This window comes from Novosphingobium taihuense, from assembly GCF_007830315.1.
In the GTDB taxonomy this organism is placed as follows: domain Bacteria; phylum Pseudomonadota; class Alphaproteobacteria; order Sphingomonadales; family Sphingomonadaceae; genus Novosphingobium; species Novosphingobium taihuense.
Window position 1 is genome coordinate 1 of the sequence record NZ_VLKJ01000009.1, and the last position, 16,287, is coordinate 16,287.

The window sequence follows — 16,287 nt, forward strand, 5'->3', positions numbered from 1 at the left end:
ATCCTTCAGAGCCACGTTGTCCAGCATCGCATCGGCCAGCAGCCGCTTGAGCTTCGCGTTCTCGCTCTCGAGCTCCCGCAAACGCCGGGCCTCCGACACCTCCAGCCCGCCATACTTGGCCTTCCAGTTGTAGATCGTCGCTTCCGACACACCGTGCCGCCGAGCCAAATCAGCGGTCTTCGCACCCGCCTCCGCCTCCTTCAGCACGCCAATGATCTGCTCTTCTGAAAACCTCACACGCTTCATCGTCTGTCCTTCCTTCAGGCCAGACTCTAATCGCTCGTGGAGGAAAATCAGGGGGTCACGTCATAAGGCATGACGCGCCCGATGTCGGTCAGAGCATGCGCGAGCATCGGTTGCTGTGCGCCCAGTCCCGGTTGCGCTAAGGGAGCAATAACCCAGAATTTCGCGGGCTTTGCGCTGGAAAAACAGCATGGGGCGATCTGCGGCGGCTATGTAATGCGTCCGGCAAGCCGCGGTTCGATCCTGATAGCGAGCCCTGACCCGGACGCGCCGGCGGAGACTGATCCGAACTAACTTGCCCCGATTATTACCGTATCCATCCGGCGACCATCGCGTAGAGACATGGCGTGAGGCGGCTGGGCTGGATCAGGCTATCCCTCTGCGCAGCGTAAAAGCGGCCACGTTTTCGTCCATGATTTGCTCAAGACGCGCTGTTCGTAGATCCCGCGCTTCTGTCCACGAAAGCGCAGAGTGGGGCGGAGCACAAGGCCGAACAGGTCTTCCAAGCCTAGTGGGGCGGCGATCTCGCAACCATCTGACCCACGACGTCTGGCGGCGACAGCTGTCGCCGTCTCTGGCCAGTGGGCCATTGCGTCGGATGATGAAGAATAAGGGGCGTCACCGTTGCGCGTGTGCATGCGCGCCTGATTTTTTACCGACCAATCAAACGACGGTTCCAACTTCGCCAATCGGGCTTCAAGCCGACGATCTTCTGCAGCATCGGCACAATCGGGATCATACCAGATTACGTCTACATCGCCTTCCAGTGGCAACTCGGAGCGACCATGTAGGCGTTGCCAAACAGCGTTTCTCACGAAGCCTGCTCCGATCCAGCAATCGGGCAGGTCCAGTCCAGCGACGATCCCCAGCAATCGCCAGCGGGTTTGATCGGCACGAAGAATATCGCTTACTCGGATCTCGGCACTCATAGGGCTAGATTTGCGCCATGGATCGATGCCTTACAATACCGCACGATTTTACGGCGTCCGAAACGTCAGCCTTGGCTTGGCTGCCAGCTCCAAGGCAGCAAATCGCCAAGCTTGCTGACGGGGCAGTCCGCAATCCGTGCCAGCACATCGCCGAGCCATGCCTGCGGATCCACATCGTTGAGCCGAGCGGTCTGGATCAGCGTGTAGAGCACCGCCGCCCGCTGGCCGCCGCGGTCCGACCCGCAGAACAACCATGCCTTCCGCCCCAGTGGCACACAGCGCAGCGCGCGTTCGGCGGCGTTGTTGGTGAGGCAGATGCGGCCATCCTCGAGGAAGCGGGTGAACGCATCCCAACGCCGCAGCATGTAGTTGATGGCCTTGGCGAGGTCATGGTTGCGGGACAGCCGGGCGAGCTGGCTGGTGAGCCAGGAATGCAGCTCGGCCATGAGCGGTGCGCTGAACTCCTGGCGGAGCGCAAGCCGCTCGGCGGCGGGCTTGCCGTTGATACCGCGCTCGATATCGAACAGCGCATCAATCCGCTGCACGGCCTCCAGCGCGATCGGGTAGATCATGCCGGTGCGTTCGTTGCGGCTCCGGCGCCGGGCTGCGGCGGCAACATCGGCCAGCTCGAAGAACTTGCGCCGCGCATGGGCGAAGCAGCTTGCCTCGAGGATTGGACCGGGCTGGCGACCCTCGGCATAGAGTTCGCCGTACCCGCCATAGGCATCGGCCTGCAGGATGCCTGCCCAGGATGCGAGATGTGCCCGGGGATGCTCACCTCGTCGGTCGCGCGAGTAGTGGAACAGCGCCGCCGGCGGATCGGATCCGGCGTAGGGCCGATCATCGCGGACGTAGGTCCAGAGCCTCGCCGTATCGGTCTTGCCCTTGGCCATCACCGGCACCGTCGTATCGTCGCCGTGCAGTCGCTCGGCGGCCAGCACGTGGGCCTCGATCAGCCGGTAGAGCGGCATCAGGGCGAAGGTTGCCGCACCGACCTGATCGGCCAGCGTCGAGGTGCTGAGCGGCACGCCCTCGCGGGCGAAGCGCTCGGCCTGGCGGTTGAGGGGCTGGTGCTGGCCGTACTTCTCGAACAGCAGCATGGCGAGGAAGCTGGGGCCAGCCCATCCGCGCGGGACCACGTGGAACGGTGCCGGTGGCTGGGTGATGGTCTCGCAGTCCCGGCATGAGAAGCGCTCGCGCACGGTCTGGATCACCTTCCACGAGCGCGGGATAACCTCAAGCGTCTCAGTCACGTCCTCGCCCAGCTTGGACAGCCGCTCGCCGCCACAGGCGGGGCACGCGCAAGGCGCCGGGATGACGACCCGCTCACGTGGCAGATGATCAGGGAACGGCTTGCGCGAGGGCCGCTTGCGTTCGAACGCGGTGACACTGGACGCCTTGGCACTCGCGACCTCGGCAGCAAGGTCGTCCTCGGCCGCATCGGCTTCGAGGTCTTCGAGCTGCAGTTCCATCTGCTCGAGCAGGCGGCGGGTGCGTTCGGCGCTGGCGCCGTATTGCTCCCGCTTCAGCTTGGCGATCTGCAGCTTGAGGTGGGCGATCACCGCCTCGGTCGCGCTCTCGCGGGCCTGGGCATTGGCGAGCCGGGCCTCGGCATCATCCGCCCGCCGGGTCGCTGCCGCCAGCAGCGCCTTGAGCGCTGCGACAGCGTCCGGAAGGGGCGTGAGGGCGGCTTCCACACCGGAGAGTGAATCACTCCCGAAGGTCCCGATCAAGCCAGAAATGCTCGGTTCTTCGCCTATCCGGCGCTGGCCGGGCGCCACGAGTACTGCGGGTTGCGCCAGTCGATGCCCTCGAGAAGGCAGGCCAGCTGCGAGCTGGTCAGCGAGACCATCCCGTCCTTCGCCGAGGGCCACACGAATCGCCCCTTCTCGAGCCGCTTGGCGTAGAGCGACATGCCGATCCCGTCATGCCAGATGATCTTCACCAGCGATCCGGCCCGGCCACGGAAGACGAACAGGTCCCCACCATGGGGATTGCGCTCCAGCGCCTGCTGCACCAGCAGCGCCAGGCCCTGCATCCCCTTCCTCATATCGGTATGGCCCATCGCCAGCCACACCCGCGCCCCGGCAGGGATCACCGCAGCGCCTTCAGCACGGCGACCAACTGCGCCGGCGAGGCCGAAGGGAACACACTCACCCGCTTGCCGCGAGCGAGGTCGATGACCATCGCCGGTGCTGTTCCGGCACAATACCCCGCACCCTCATCGACGACCAAGGCCTCGGCAAAGGCAGGCACAGACGGCTCACTGGCCTCCGCCTCGGCATGTGCCTGCCGCAGTTTGCTCCGCCAGGTGTAGATCAGCGAGGTCGAGATATCATGCCGCCGGCAGACCTCGGCCACGCAGGCTCCTGGCGAGAACGCCTCGGCCAGCACCCGCAGCCGTTCCTCATCGCTCCACCGCCGGCGCCGTTCCGGCCCCGAAAACACCGTGATCCGGCTCATCCACCGCTCCTAAGCGCACGCACAAGAGCACGCTTAACAGCGCTCACTCAGCGGCCGAGCAAGGCGGGGCTCACCGGATGGGTACTTATTACCGGCGCGTGTCCGTACCGCTGTTGCGTACCATCAGCCGCATCCTTTCGCAGCCGGCGCTGGCTGGGTTGGTGGTCGTCGACATCTCGGTCATGCCGTCGCTGGTTTCGGGCAATACCAATGCGCCAGCCATGGCGATGGCATGGCGGGCGGCCGATCTCATCGAAGAGGATGCGAAAGCACCTGCTGTCTAGCAGCCCTGGAAGCTGGCTGCGCGTTTCTCGCGGACCGCAGCGAGCCCTTCACGGAAATCCGCACTGGTGAGCAGGATGGCCTGTTGCGGCAGGTTGGCTGACCACTCCGACTCGATGGCGCTTTGGCTTCCTCGTTGCAGGGCAGTCTTGATCGCGGCATAGGCCATTGGGGCCGATTGCGCGAGTTCTCGCGCCATGGCAAGGCCGTGCTCGCGCAACTGTTCGGGCGGTACGACGTCGCTGACCAGCCCGATGGCCTTTGCTTCCTCGGCCTTCACCGCGCGCCCGCGCAGACACATCTCGGCAGCCCGCCCCATGCCAATGATACGCGGAAGAAGGAAGGTGCCACCCAGCGGGGGCATGATGCCCAGCCTGATCCAGCTCTCCTGAAAGAATGCCCCATCGGCTGCAATCCGGAAATCGCAGGCGGCGGCAAGCTCGCACCCGACGGTTACAGCTGCGCCCTGAACCAGTGCGATGGTCGGCTTGGGGCAATGGTAGATGCGCCGCGCTGCGCCCTGGAAATGGGTGTAAACCTGATGCCGAATTGCTGCAGCGTCCATACGCGTCAGATCGTCAAGAAAGGCGAAATCCGCACCCGCAGAAAAATGTCGCCCATCCGCCGCCAGTACGATCGCGCGGACGGAGCTGTCTTGCACCAGCAAATCCATCGCCTCGCAGATTTCCTTGAGCGTTTGCGGGCGAGAGCTGTTGTTTGCCTCGTCGCGTGCCAAGATGACGAGAGCCACTGCGCCTTGGCGCTCGATGCGGATATCTTCCAAAACCCTAATACCCATTGTGTAAACAACTCGGCTGGGCCGAATCAATCAATGGCCCACATTGACCCAACAGCCTCAAAAAGCCTATATATAAATAAGATGTTTTTTGAGCTCCTCGCAACCATAATGCGACCCAAGGTTGTGCAGTGGCCAAGGAGAGAGCGATGACCGAGCCTGCGCCGCCATTGACATCAAAGCCAGACCATGATCCTCGCTCTCGCCGGGCAGGAAGACCTGGCTTGCGAGTGGATGCACGGCGAGATGGGAGAATTTCTCGAAGAGTTTTTCACGAGTCTTCCAGTCCATCTGCAGCGGACACTCGGGTGCAGGATTGAGAAGCTGCGGCCTCGGTGGGCCAATGGCACCTCACAGATCGTGGCGCGAATGCTTGCCAAGCACATCGATGATTTTGTGGGTCGGGACATCGCGATGTCGCTGCCTCGGTAAATCCGGAGTTTGGGGGGCGAACCCAAGAAAATGAGATTAGCGATGCCCCAGTCAACTCAGAATGAAACCTACACGTCACATGTCGCCGAAGCAACGCCGCCGGCCCGTATTCTGCGTCTGCCGGATGTAATGGCCCGCGCTGGGCTGCGCCGATCTGCCATTTGCCAGCGGATGAGCGATGGGCGGTTTCCCAAATCAAGATCACTCGGCCCGAAATGCGCGGTTTGGCTCGAATCGGAGGTAGAGGACTGGATAGGGACAGTCACGAAACTCGATTGATCATCAGCGAGACGCACAACGCATTGCCCCGCCTCACGTTCCAACATTTCTTGTCGGTCATGTCCGAGGGGATCAAACTCAAGATCAGCCTGCGTCTTTCTTGCGATAACGAGATTGCCATGGGACACGGAAAGGCTGACCTTCTCGATGCGATCAACGCTGAGGACATCTCGTCAGAGGAGACATTGTGTGCTTCTAGGCAATAGGGCATGGTGTTTGGAGAATCCGTCGAAAGGTTCTGGATAGTCGTCAAAGTTAGGTGAAATGACCAATCTCGCCGCTTTGGCATCGAGCCATAAGTTGCTCTAACATTCTAACCCTTAGCTGAGGGCTAAACTGGCTTTCAAACGCGTTTGAGTATGGTCATTATGAGCAATAAGCATGCAAAGAATTCCGATACAATATTGAGCAGTTCCATGCGCCCAAAGGCGACGCCTAGGTCGCAGCAGCGCATGCATACGCGAGCCAAAATTATCACAGCTGCGGAAATTGAATTTAAGGAGAAACGATTTCATTACGCGACTGTCGATGACATAGTTTCTCGGGCGAATATCAGTCGTGCAACCTTTTATACGCATTTCCGCGGAAAAGAAGAAGTGTTACTCGAAATCATAATCAAAAAGCACACTTTAAAGGTGCAAATGTTTTCAACGCTATTACGTTTGCCAGATATTACTCTGGAAAGCGTAAGTATATGGCTCGAAAAAGTTTTCTTTTCCTCGTTCGAGGATGAGCGGGAATGGCTTTTTTCTTACTACATCGTTTCAGACCTTTATCTGAATATGGCCAATTTTTTCTCTGATGGACGCGACGAGATTATCGATATTCTGGGCCAGCGGTTCGCGGCGTTTCAGGCCACGCATGAGGGCAAGCCTGATCATCACAAGCGGGCGCGCGGCCACCTTGAGCTTTACAAGATCGAGCAGACAGCACTGCACGCGGTATTTCCGGGACTGCACATGCCGCTTGATGCGTTCAAAAACGAAGCAATAGAGGGCTTTTACAGCTACCTTGCTTCTGCTCCTATCGGTCCGGCAATGTCTGAAGAGCGAGCGCTAAGACAATTTGACTAGACAACTGTCTTGACAGATACACTCCTTCCGCAATAAGTGCTCCCAGCGACGGCTGCTGGCCGTGCAATTGTGTTTGTCAGACCGGTGCAAATACCGGCTGAAACTGGGAGGTCAGAGATGTTGAAAAGGCGCTTACTGCTGTCCGTTGCGTCGATAGCTATGCTGGGTGCACCGGCCGCATTTGCCCAAGAGGCCGATGGGCAAAGCAATCCAACTACGGATGAGCAGGGTGAAATCATTGTTACCGCACAACGCCGTAGCGAACGTTTGACCGACGTTCCTATCGCCATCTCCGCTAAAACCGGCGAAGCGCTGAACACTGCTGGTATCATATCTGCGCAAAATCTCGGTCTTGTCACACCCGGCCTTAACTATGCCGTGCAGGGTGCCTTTGCGCAGCCGACAATCCGCGGCATTGGCACTTCTGTGACGGGCCCTGGTGCTGATGCAAACGTCTCGATCTATGTCGATGGTGTTTATCAACCCAGCCAAACCGGTAACTTGTTCGAATTCAACAATATCGAGCGGATCGAAGTGTTGAAGGGGCCACAGGGAACTCTATTCGGCCGCAATGCGACAGGCGGCGCAATCAGCATCGTGACCGCTGACCCGGACCAGGACATTTCGTTCAAGGGGGGCGCAAGCTATGGCCGGTTCAATCAGATCCGGCTTGATGGTTATGTCAATGCGCCATTGTCGGAAAATGTCGCCGCCAACCTGTCTGTGCAATACGGTCACAACACCGGCTACGTCACCAATGTGACAACGAACAGCAAGATTGCGCGAGCAGAGAGCTTCGCTGCACGCGGCAAAATCAAATTTGATGCAAGCGAAACGGTCAACTTTGTTCTGGCTGGAAACTACTCGCGTACGGACGATAACTCGCCCTTCGCCGTCCGTCCGATTGATGGCAATAATATTGCCCGCCAGTTTGGTGTAACATTCCCCAGCGGGTTCTACGAAGCTGCGCTTGATCAGACGCCTTCGATCGTCACCAAGCAGTATGGTGCCAGTTTGACCGCGAAGGTCGAATTGGGTGCCGGAACCATCGCCAGCATTTCCAGCTATCAGCGGATTGAACCCAGTCTGGTTTCGGACATCGACAATTCGCCGCTGTTCCTTGCGACTGCCCGCATCCCAACCAAAGAAGACAATTTCACTCAGGAGTTGAACTATTCGTCGCACCTCGACGGTCCGTTCAATTTCATTGCCGGTGCATTCTACTATAACGACAAAACGTCTACGGATCTTTTCATAACCGGCGCGCGCCCCGCTTCGATTCTTACCAGCGTGAAAACCGTTGCGGAGTCGGTGTATGGTGAGATCAACTACGAGTTGAGCCCGGAGCTAACAATAACGGGTGGCTTGCGCTTCAGCAGCGAGGAAAAGAGCGCACGCGGCGGCATTCCGAGCCTCGAACTGGTCAACGATTCGACGCGGTGGAACAGCTGGACCCCGCGTGCCGTGATCCGTTACAAGCTGGATCCTGCATCAAGCATATACGCCAGCTACAGTCGTGGTTTCAAGAGTGGCAATTACAATGTCGTATTTCTCAGCCCAACGCCAGTTAAGCCAGAAACGGTAGACGCTTTTGAAATTGGTTATAAGCAGAATCGTGGCGGTGTTATAATAAACACTTCGGCGTTCTACTATAAGTACAGCCAGATTCAGGTGCAGATCCAAACTAACAGCGGTGCAGGCTTGGCAACGGTTCTGCAGAACGCGGCGTCTGCTGAGATTTATGGTGCCGACCTGGAATTCACTGTGCCGGTCAGCAATGCATTCTCGCTTCAGGGTGGGGCTGCGTGGACTCATGCGCGCTATCAGGACTTCAAGGGTGCAATCATCACACTGCCTTTGCGTGACGCATCGGGCGTGGCGATTGGCGGAAACTCTCAAGGCCCTGGTGACGCCAGCGGCAAAGACATGATCCGCACGCCGGAATTTACCGCAAACCTCACCGGGACGTACAATGTGCCGGTAGCCGGTGGCGAAATGCAGTTATCGGCGACAGGATCCTATAACAGCGGATTTTACTGGGATCCGGCTAACCTTGTCAAAGAGGGTGATTACTTCATCCTCAATGCGCGAGTTTCCTGGCTTTCGCCAGAAAAGCACTACCGCTTGTCGGTGTTCGGCGAAAATATTGCTAACGCAAAGTATCAGTTTTACGTGAATAACACCTCAACCGGCAATGCCGGTGCGCCTGCCCGCCCATGGTCGGTCAGCGCGGCAATCAACGTTTATTTCTGATCGAATGGAGGGCTGGCAGACAAGCCAGCCCTCCCTTTTGCGGCATCGTCGTCTAGTTTTCACAGGCCGAGACAGGAGAAACGCGCCATGACCCGATTGGTCGGTCCACTGCGCCAGGTTGGTATAATTGTCGACGATATTGATGCAGCAATGTTGCACTGGACCCATGTTGTCGGCGTTGGTCCATTCGTTGTTTTTCGCAATCTCGAATTTGACGAAGATTATCATTATCGCGGCACTCGCGCGAAGCCACCTGTCACGAGCATTGCCGTGGGGCATTCTGCGGGACTGCAAGTTGAAATCATCCAGCAGCACAATGACGCACCCAGCGCATATCGTGATTTTCTGGCAGCAGGACGCACAGGATTGCAGCATGTTTCTACGTGGTGCGACGACCCTGCACAATATGATAGCGCCCGCCAACGACTGCTGGATCAGGGCCTGACGCTTGTACACGAGGGCCGTGCAGCGGGCGGGCCTTGCCGCTTTGCTTATTTTTCCGGGGCTGGCGAAGCATGGCCCCAAATTGAGATATCGGAAGCATTGATCCCTAGCGTGAAACCGCTCTCGGATTTTCTTATTGCTCAAGCAGCGATCTGGGATGGCACAAACCCTATATTGGATATCAATGCGGTAATTCCGCTTATCTACGGCGAACCTGACGCATGAGGCTTTCGGGGCGACGCGCGCTGGTCACTGGCGCTGGTAGCGGCCTTGGGCGTGAGATTGCGCAAGCATGGGCGCGCGAAGGCACAGCGGTTTTGTGTTGCGATGCAAATCTTGAAACTGCGTCCGAAACCGCAGAGCGCATTGCTGAGGCGGGCGGGGCCGGCGCAGCGATAGGCATGGATGTAGCCAAAGATGGCGATATCGAGGCTGCGGTTGCCTTATGCGTGGAGCAGTTCGGCGGCATCGACCTTGTGCTGAATGCTGCAGGAATTGTGCGGTACCAACCGATATTCGAAACAACGCGCGAAAGTTTTCGCCAAACAATCGACGTCAATCTGTTCGGTACTTTTTTCGTAGCCCAGGCCGCAGCGCGACAAATGGTGGCGCAAGGCACTGGCGGGGCAATCATCAACATTGCCTCGATTGCTGGGCGCCATGGTGCGGGAATGGCGCTCCAATACTCTGCCAGCAAGGCTGCAGTGATCAACCTCACACAATCACTGGCACAGGCGATGATCGGCCACGGAATCAATGTAAATGCAATTGCCCCGGGCTACATGCAAACCGCCATGTGGGATCAGATCAAGCGCACTTATGCCGGCGGAGCGCTCGGCGCGACGGGTGAGGACATCGATCTGAACGTATGCGCGACCATCGCGGCGGGCAGGCTGGGGGTGCCAAGCGATCTGTGTGAAGCCGCGATTTTCCTTGCGAGTGAAGGCGCGCGGTATGTGGTTGGCCAAACCCTGAACATTGATGGCGGTGTCGAATTCAATTGAAGCAAGCCGCTGGCTGCGAATTGAGGCAATGATATGAGCAACGCAGATTTCATCATCGTCGGTGCGGGTTCTGCCGGGTGTGTTCTGGCCGAACGCCTTTCTGCCAATCCCAAAGTGCAGGTATTGCTGATCGAAGCTGGCGGCCGGACCAAAAGCGCGCTCGTAAACATGCCGATGGGTCTTGGCCGCACGCTGATGGACAAGCGATTGACGTCCATATTTATCACGGAACCCGATATGGGTAACGGGAATCAGCCGGCAATTTGGATGCGGGGGCGCGGGCTTGGCGGCTCCAGCGCGATCAACGGGATGATTTACTGCCGCGGCCATCCCGAGGATTACAACAGCTGGGCAAGGCAAGGATGCCCTGGTTGGGGCTGGGACCAAATGGGCCGCGTGTTCAAGCAAATGGAAGACCACACGCTGGGCGAGGGCGGAAAGCGGGGTGTGGGCGGGCCGCTGCACGTTTCAATACAGCGCCACCGCAGCCCGCTGACCGAAGCGCTGCTCGACGCCGCCACTACTCTTGGCGTGCCGCGCGCAGACGATGCCAATGAAAGCGACGGTGAAACAATCGGATATTCACCGGTCACCATTCACAAGGGACGCCGTTGGAGTTCGCGCGATGCCTTTTTGCGCCGGGCGGAAAAACGTCCAAACCTGACGATCGTAATCGACACAGCGATTGATCGCCTGCTGTTTGATGGTACCCGCGTGTGCGGGGTGGTCGGTCGCTTCAACGGATTGCCGGTCGAATATCGGACCACCGGCGAAGTGATCCTTGCCGCAGGAGCCTTGGCGACACCAAAGCTGCTCCAGCTTTCCGGCATCGGCCCGGCCGAAGAGCTGCGGTCGCTGGGAATTGAAGTGAAACTCGATCACCCCGGCGTCGGGCGCCATATGCGTGAGCATAAAATCATCACTACCCAAGTGTCGCTCAATCAGGATTACAGCCACAATTCGCGGCTGCAAGGGACGGGTCTTTTGGCTGAAACGCTGCGCTATTTTGTTTCACGAAGCGGCGTTTTGGCGACGACTTATGATATCAATGGTTTCATCAAATCACGTCCCGATCTGCCGAGGCCAGATGCGCAAGTGACATTCTGGTCATTGTCTACCAAACGGAATCTTGCGAAGATTGAATTAGAGCCTCACCCCGGCCTTAATGCAATGGGTTATCCCGCACGTACCACAAGTGAAGGCAGTGTGCTGGTTCGTTCGGCTAACCCCGATGACGCCCCAATAATTAAAACCAATTTTCTATCAACTGAGCATGATCGAGACGTTATCATCGGGACATTTCGCTTCTTCCGCTCGATCTTTGGGCATGAAAAAGTCGCGCCGATGATTAAGGCGGAAACATGGCCTGGGCCGCAAGTGCAATCCGATGATGAGATCCTCGATGCAGCACGCGCCGACGGTAATTGCCAGCATGCCATCGGCACTTGCCGCATGGGGGACTCTAATGATGCTGTGCTGGATGCACGTTTGCGCGTTAAGGGTGTTTCGGGACTTCGGGTGATGGACTGCTCGGTTATGCCCGAGCAAGTCACCGGCAATACAAATGGCCCGGTCATGGCATTAGCTTGGCGCGCAAGCGAGATATTCCTTGAGGACTGGCATAGTGCCGACCGATCAAGCTGATGGTGTCGGCCTCACCCTATCGTTTGCCCGATCTCCTGACCGTTACCAATTAGGAAACATCATCGCCGAACTCTGGATGGAGGATTTGCGCACCTGCGCGAACCTTGTCACTGTCGCCAAGGACCAGCGCCCGCTTGATCGCACCGGGGTGCCGGTGGGTGCTTTCGTTGCACAAGCTTGATGCTATGGCCGTAACCGTCTGGTGAGCCGCGCTTGCTGCTGCCGTCCGGTGTGTGATGACGTCCTATAGGTGCCTAAGTAAGCGATGTCCTGAACCCACCCTGCGTGGGTGATGTGAAGCGCCGAGTGTCCGCCCCCTGATTGTCGAGGAGCGCTGGTGCTATGACGATGTCATGTGATGATGCTGGTAGCAGTGGCGTGCGGCGCTTCGAGGTCTTCACTGGCGCTGGCAAGCGGCGGGACTGGCCGCTGGAGGTGAAGGCCTCAATCGTTGCGGAGAGCTATTCCGGCAAGCTGAGCGTGAGCGCAGTGGCCAGTCGCCATGGCATTTCGGCATTTCAGCTCTTCACGTGTCGTCGTTTACTACCCAAGGAGATGGATGAGCGCGGTATCGCGGCCTGCCCCGTCTCGCGAGGCTCCCATGTTCGTACCAGCAGTTCTCGACGAGCGAGAGCCATCGCCTCCGATTGTGGCGAGCAAGCGGGCATCCTCACCGAGGCGCTGATCGCGCAGGTGCTGGTCTCCAAGTATGCCGATCACCTTCCGCTGTACCGACAGGCGCAGATCTATGCCCGTCAGGGTATTCAGCTGGATCGCTCAACCCTTGCCGATTGGGTCGGCAGAGCGGCTTGGTATCTGCCCCCCTTGCGCGATCAGTCGCGCGGCGATCAGAATGAGGTCCGCGGGCTTGCCGCTGACGAGCGTCGCGACGCCCGCGACCAGCGCAGCCGTCCGATCTTCGACGACCTCTACAGGTTCCTCGAAGCACGCGGCCGGCAGGTCAGCGCCAAGGCCAAGCTATGCGAAGCGATCAGCTACGCCCTCAAACGCTAGGGTGGGCTGACACGCTTCCTCGTCGATGGCCGCATCGATCTCGACAGCAATGCCGTCGAACGCGCCATCCGCCCGCTGGCTCTCAACCGCAAGAACGCCCTGTTCGCAGGTTCCGACGAAGGCGGCGATAACTGGGCGTTGATCGCCACACTCATCGAGAACTGGAAGCTCACCGGCATCAACACGCATGGCTGACCGCGACGCTCACCAGCCTCGCCAATGGTCACTCAGCTTCGCGCATCGATCAGCTCTGCCCCACGCGCACGTGGGCTGAAAACACCGCTCACGGTGCTAACCTAGGTCAGAACCAAAGAACTTCGATTTGCGACCAAGACCGAAATTGAAGGTCTCGACGGTCCCGAGCCACTATGGTGCAATCCAGCAAGCTGAATGAAAAGGGGCCGTGAGCATCTCGTGCCTTTGTCCGCTCATCCTGTCCGATAGCATGTCGAGCACAAGGTGAGGCCGTGCGGCTTCGATACGCGGTCTTGAACAGCAAGCAAGACTGATCGCAAACAAGCAAAAGCATTCTGAGAGTGAAAACCACCCCTTAAGAATGCGAACATTACCCATTGCTTGGGGGAAACTGCCATGGTGGTATGGTCAAAGATAAAGCCTCCTGGCGGAGTATAAGGAAGGAGCGGATTGTTTGATGGCGAGCCAAGCGCTCTTTATGCCCGATGCGCCTGACGCCGATGTGCTGGCGGTGCGACCGACGCAGGAACTGCAATCTTGCAACCACCTGCTCGAAGATCACGCTGCGCTGATGCGCTTTCACGACGAGGAGGGATATATCCTGCTGCGTGGGGTGCTCGACCCTGTTTCTGTGCTGGAGGCGCGTGATGCGATGCTGGCGGTCGCAGCACGGCACGGTCTGGTTGCACCCGGCGATGCGAGCGCAACCTGGACAGGAATGGCCGCACCCGCAGGGATGGAGGAAAGTCCCGAATTTTCCGGCATTGCCCGCAAGCTGGTGGCAAATCCTGCCAATGCGGCGTTGTTTCATACGGTTCTGGGCGAACCGGCAGCGTTGCTCCCGATCGTGCAGTACCGCGTCTATCCACCGGGCGGCTCGATCACGGGAATTCATCAGGATGGGTTCTTCAGCCCGGGAATTGTCAACTACAGGCCGGTATGGACACCGCTTACGCCGTGCGAGCGCGAGGTAGGCGGGTTGATGGTCGCGGTACGGCAATGCAACCGGGGGTATCTCCACAACGTGGCCAAGACACCGAGCCCTGTCCCCGCCGGGGTGATCCCCGATGATGCCTGGGCCACAACCGACTACTTTCCCGGCGATGTGCTGATGATCAACCCTTACACGCCGCACGCGTCGATGCCGAATACGTCCAAGCGTTGCCGGGTGACCCTCGACACCCGCGTGCAATCCGCGACTGATCCTCGCGTTCTGCTAGCGGAGATCATCGAGGCACGCGAAGACGAGATCCGAGTGCGCACGAGCGACGGGGTCGAGCGCTGCTTCCGCGTGGATGACGATACGTTCATCCGTGTGGATCACCCCGGGGTGCGGCAGAAGCGCAACGAGTATGTGCCAACAGCACCGGTCGGCAAGCGCATTGTCGTGGTGTTCGACGGCGACCATGCCGTTACCCTGCGCCGCAGCAGCGAAAACTGAAGCGCATCAGCCCTCAAGCGGAAGTCGAGGTTCCAACTGCTTCCTGTCCCGTCCCCCCTTCTGCCCCGGAGAACCTGATCGCATGAACCGTATTCCACCAATGCGCGTCGAGGATCTGACGGAAGAAGAGCAGGAGCGCTATCACAGCACGCCGAGTGGCAGGTCCAATCTCGCAATGCTTCTCGCACACGCGCGTTCAATGCGCATTGGTATCGGCGGCGCGGTGAGCGCGATGATGAGCGATATCGAAGTGCCGCCCCTCGAGCGCCAGATTTGCGTGCTGGCAGTCCTTCATCTCGATCGCGGCGCGTACGAATGGGCACAGCACCTCGAAGTTTCCAAAGCGATGGGCATTCCCGACGAAAAGGTTGCAGCGATCGCCGACGACCGGTTTGGGGATCCTGCGTTCAATCATCGCGAGAAGGCGCTGCTCGCGTTCACCCGGCAGGTGGTCAAGACCGTGCGGGTCGATGACTTCGTGTTTGACGCCGTCAAGGCGTTCTACTCCCCGCGCCAGATCGTGGAGTTAATCCATGTGATCGGACTCTACATGCTGTTCGCGCGGGTATCTGAGGTAGCGGAACTCGAACTCGACATGGTCATGGGCGGAGACTTCTGGAAGAGCGCAAATGCGGCTTCAGGCGTCGTGCACGAGGAGTAAGCTCCACTCTGCCACACCATCCTGCCCAGCGGTTTTAGAGGGGCCGCTTTTGGCTACATTGCTGGGTGCGGCGCCAGGTTGACGGCGACATGCCGGCATGCGCGGCGAATACATCGCGAAACGAGGCGATATCTCGGTATCCGACGAGTTGGGCGATCTCTGAGACCGTGCGGCGTGTCTCGACCAGCATGCTCGCAGCGGTCTCGCAACGCAGCCGTTGGACGTAGCTGCGAGGCGTGTCTCCTCCCGTTGCGCGGAACCGGCGGATCAGGCCCTGATGCGAAACGCCAAGTTCACGCGCGAGATCGGCGATGCGGAAGTCCCGCGCAAAACGGTCCCGGATCCATGTCCGCGCCCGGGCAACAACGGGATCGGGCTCATTGGGGACGAAGCCGGCATCGCCCTCAGGCGGTTCGCGCAGAGCCAGGCTCTCGGCAATTGCTGTCGAGAACCCCGCCGCCAGCAGCCGAACTGCCAGTGCACCGTTTTGCCAGTCACGACTGCACGTGATCCTGGGAGCAGGCCCGTCCGATACGCACAGCGTGCGTGTCTTCGCGACGCTCACTCTGGGAAAGAGGTCCTGGAAAGCGGCAGCGAGGCGAGGCGGTACGGCACATTCGCCTCCATCGAGCAATCCAGCGGCTGCGAGGTGAAAGACCGAGGCACCAGCTGCACCGATAGGCGTGCCAGCGGCTGCGCGCGCCAGCCACACATGGAATGGCTCGGCCGCCTTGAGTATGGCCTGGAGATGCTCGATCGTCGCGACCTGGAAGGCGGGCAAATAGATCAGCCGGGCATCTTCGATTGCCGTGAAAGTGGTGCTGCAAGGCAGGGGCATTCCCCCTGCGAAGTGAACAGGCACGCCCGTCGACGCCGCAATCGTGAGGCGGGTTGCGACTCCTGCATAATTGCCAAGTGCTTCGTTGCTCTCGAACACTTCGCCCAGGCGCGCATGAATGTCTGTCATTGCGCCAAGGCTGACTGCGAACGTGCGAGGAGAGACGAGAACGGCAATGTTGGCCATGGTCCGTGACTTGCTCCTTGCCTGCGGAATTGCCGCGCGATGCGCTGCTGAGCGCCGTGCAACAGGTTTCGGGCCCGATCGACGTGCCGGTGCGCGATCTCGGGTTCTAG

Annotated in this window: 18 protein-coding genes and 2 pseudogenes; 13 read left to right on the forward strand and 7 right to left on the reverse strand. The window is 59.2% G+C overall.

Annotated elements, in window-relative coordinates; genetic code table 11:
* The 5 genes from IQ25_RS15945 to tnpA all read right to left on the reverse strand — a co-directional run.
* Window positions 1–246: transposase (locus IQ25_RS15945; protein ID WP_144907276.1), on the reverse strand; the 246-nt coding region annotated here is incomplete at its 3' end.
* A 368-nt stretch (window positions 247–614) separates the two neighbouring features.
* Complete coding sequence (locus tag IQ25_RS15950; RefSeq protein WP_144907277.1) at window positions 615–1,172, reverse strand: nucleotidyltransferase family protein; 558 nt, start codon at window positions 1,170–1,172, stop codon at window positions 615–617.
* Window positions 1,173–1,237: 65 nt separating this feature from the next.
* Window positions 1,238–2,869, reverse strand: coding sequence for an IS66 family transposase (gene tnpC, locus IQ25_RS15955; protein ID WP_144907386.1), 1,632 nt, complete (start codon window positions 2,867–2,869; stop codon window positions 1,238–1,240).
* Between the two features lie 59 nt (window positions 2,870–2,928).
* Window positions 2,929–3,270, reverse strand: a complete 342-nt coding sequence (tnpB, locus tag IQ25_RS15960; RefSeq protein ID WP_258537052.1) for an IS66 family insertion sequence element accessory protein TnpB — start codon at window positions 3,268–3,270, stop codon at window positions 2,929–2,931.
* A complete protein-coding gene (gene tnpA / locus IQ25_RS15965) occupies window positions 3,267–3,635 on the reverse strand; it encodes an IS66-like element accessory protein TnpA (RefSeq protein ID WP_144907278.1) in 369 nt (122 codons plus the stop codon). Before tnpA ends, tnpB begins: the two co-directional genes overlap by 4 nt.
* 77 nt (window positions 3,636–3,712) lie before the next feature.
* Here tnpA and IQ25_RS15970 point away from each other — a divergent pair, with 77 nt between their 5' ends.
* Complete coding sequence (locus tag IQ25_RS15970; protein WP_144907279.1) at window positions 3,713–3,919, forward strand: GMC oxidoreductase; 207 nt, start codon at window positions 3,713–3,715, stop codon at window positions 3,917–3,919.
* Here IQ25_RS15970 and IQ25_RS15975 read toward each other — a convergent pair.
* Complete coding sequence (locus IQ25_RS15975) at window positions 3,916–4,701, reverse strand: enoyl-CoA hydratase/isomerase family protein (protein ID WP_240950381.1); 786 nt, start codon at window positions 4,699–4,701, stop codon at window positions 3,916–3,918. The genes IQ25_RS15970 and IQ25_RS15975 overlap by 4 nt on opposite strands.
* A gap of 201 nt (window positions 4,702–4,902) precedes the next feature.
* Between IQ25_RS15975 and IQ25_RS15980 the strand changes: the two genes are divergently transcribed.
* From IQ25_RS15980 to IQ25_RS16040, 12 genes and pseudogenes are all read left to right on the forward strand, one after another.
* The gene (locus tag IQ25_RS15980) at window positions 4,903–5,145 is read left to right on the forward strand and encodes a hypothetical protein (protein WP_246415807.1); all 243 of its coding nucleotides are present in this window, start codon (window positions 4,903–4,905) and stop codon (window positions 5,143–5,145) included.
* Between the two features lie 42 nt (window positions 5,146–5,187).
* The gene (locus IQ25_RS15985) at window positions 5,188–5,424 is read left to right on the forward strand and encodes an AlpA family phage regulatory protein (RefSeq protein WP_144907280.1); all 237 of its coding nucleotides are present in this window, start codon (window positions 5,188–5,190) and stop codon (window positions 5,422–5,424) included.
* A 368-nt stretch (window positions 5,425–5,792) separates the two neighbouring features.
* Window positions 5,793–6,497, forward strand: coding sequence for a TetR/AcrR family transcriptional regulator (locus IQ25_RS15995; protein ID WP_158637765.1), 705 nt, complete (start codon window positions 5,793–5,795; stop codon window positions 6,495–6,497).
* A 117-nt stretch (window positions 6,498–6,614) separates the two neighbouring features.
* Window positions 6,615–8,750 (forward strand): TonB-dependent receptor, encoded by a 2,136-nt coding sequence (locus IQ25_RS16000; protein WP_144907282.1) that lies wholly within the window; start codon window positions 6,615–6,617, stop codon window positions 8,748–8,750.
* An 87-nt stretch (window positions 8,751–8,837) separates the two neighbouring features.
* On the forward strand, window positions 8,838–9,419 hold the full coding sequence (locus IQ25_RS16005; protein ID WP_144907283.1) for a VOC family protein: 582 nt from the start codon (window positions 8,838–8,840) through the stop codon (window positions 9,417–9,419).
* Window positions 9,416–10,198 carry a glucose 1-dehydrogenase gene (locus IQ25_RS16010; RefSeq protein WP_144907284.1) on the forward strand — a complete coding sequence of 261 codons (783 nt, stop codon included), beginning with the start codon at window positions 9,416–9,418 and terminating at the stop codon, window positions 10,196–10,198. The genes IQ25_RS16005 and IQ25_RS16010 overlap by 4 nt, the downstream gene beginning before the upstream one ends.
* A 33-nt stretch (window positions 10,199–10,231) precedes the next feature.
* Window positions 10,232–11,842, forward strand: a complete 1,611-nt coding sequence (locus tag IQ25_RS16015; RefSeq protein WP_144907285.1) for a GMC family oxidoreductase — start codon at window positions 10,232–10,234, stop codon at window positions 11,840–11,842.
* Window positions 11,823–12,023 (forward strand): hypothetical protein, encoded by a 201-nt coding sequence (locus IQ25_RS16020; RefSeq protein ID WP_144907286.1) that lies wholly within the window; start codon window positions 11,823–11,825, stop codon window positions 12,021–12,023. The genes IQ25_RS16015 and IQ25_RS16020 overlap by 20 nt, the downstream gene beginning before the upstream one ends.
* A gap of 167 nt (window positions 12,024–12,190) precedes the next feature.
* Window positions 12,191–12,403: pseudogene (locus IQ25_RS16025) on the forward strand (transposase); the annotation flags it as partial.
* A gap of 96 nt (window positions 12,404–12,499) precedes the next feature.
* A pseudogene (locus tag IQ25_RS16030) lies at window positions 12,500–13,200 on the forward strand (IS66 family transposase); the annotation flags it as partial.
* Window positions 13,201–13,508: 308 nt separating this feature from the next.
* Window positions 13,509–14,492, forward strand: coding sequence for a phytanoyl-CoA dioxygenase family protein (locus IQ25_RS16035; protein ID WP_144907287.1), 984 nt, complete (start codon window positions 13,509–13,511; stop codon window positions 14,490–14,492).
* Between the two features lie 82 nt (window positions 14,493–14,574).
* On the forward strand, window positions 14,575–15,153 hold the full coding sequence (locus IQ25_RS16040) for a carboxymuconolactone decarboxylase family protein (protein WP_144907288.1): 579 nt from the start codon (window positions 14,575–14,577) through the stop codon (window positions 15,151–15,153).
* A 34-nt stretch (window positions 15,154–15,187) separates the two neighbouring features.
* Here IQ25_RS16040 and IQ25_RS16045 read toward each other — a convergent pair whose 3' ends face one another.
* Window positions 15,188–16,177: a GlxA family transcriptional regulator gene (locus IQ25_RS16045; RefSeq protein WP_144907289.1), complete on the reverse strand. Its 990-nt coding sequence runs from the start codon at window positions 16,175–16,177 to the stop codon at window positions 15,188–15,190.
* Window positions 16,178–16,287: the final 110 nt, after the last annotated feature.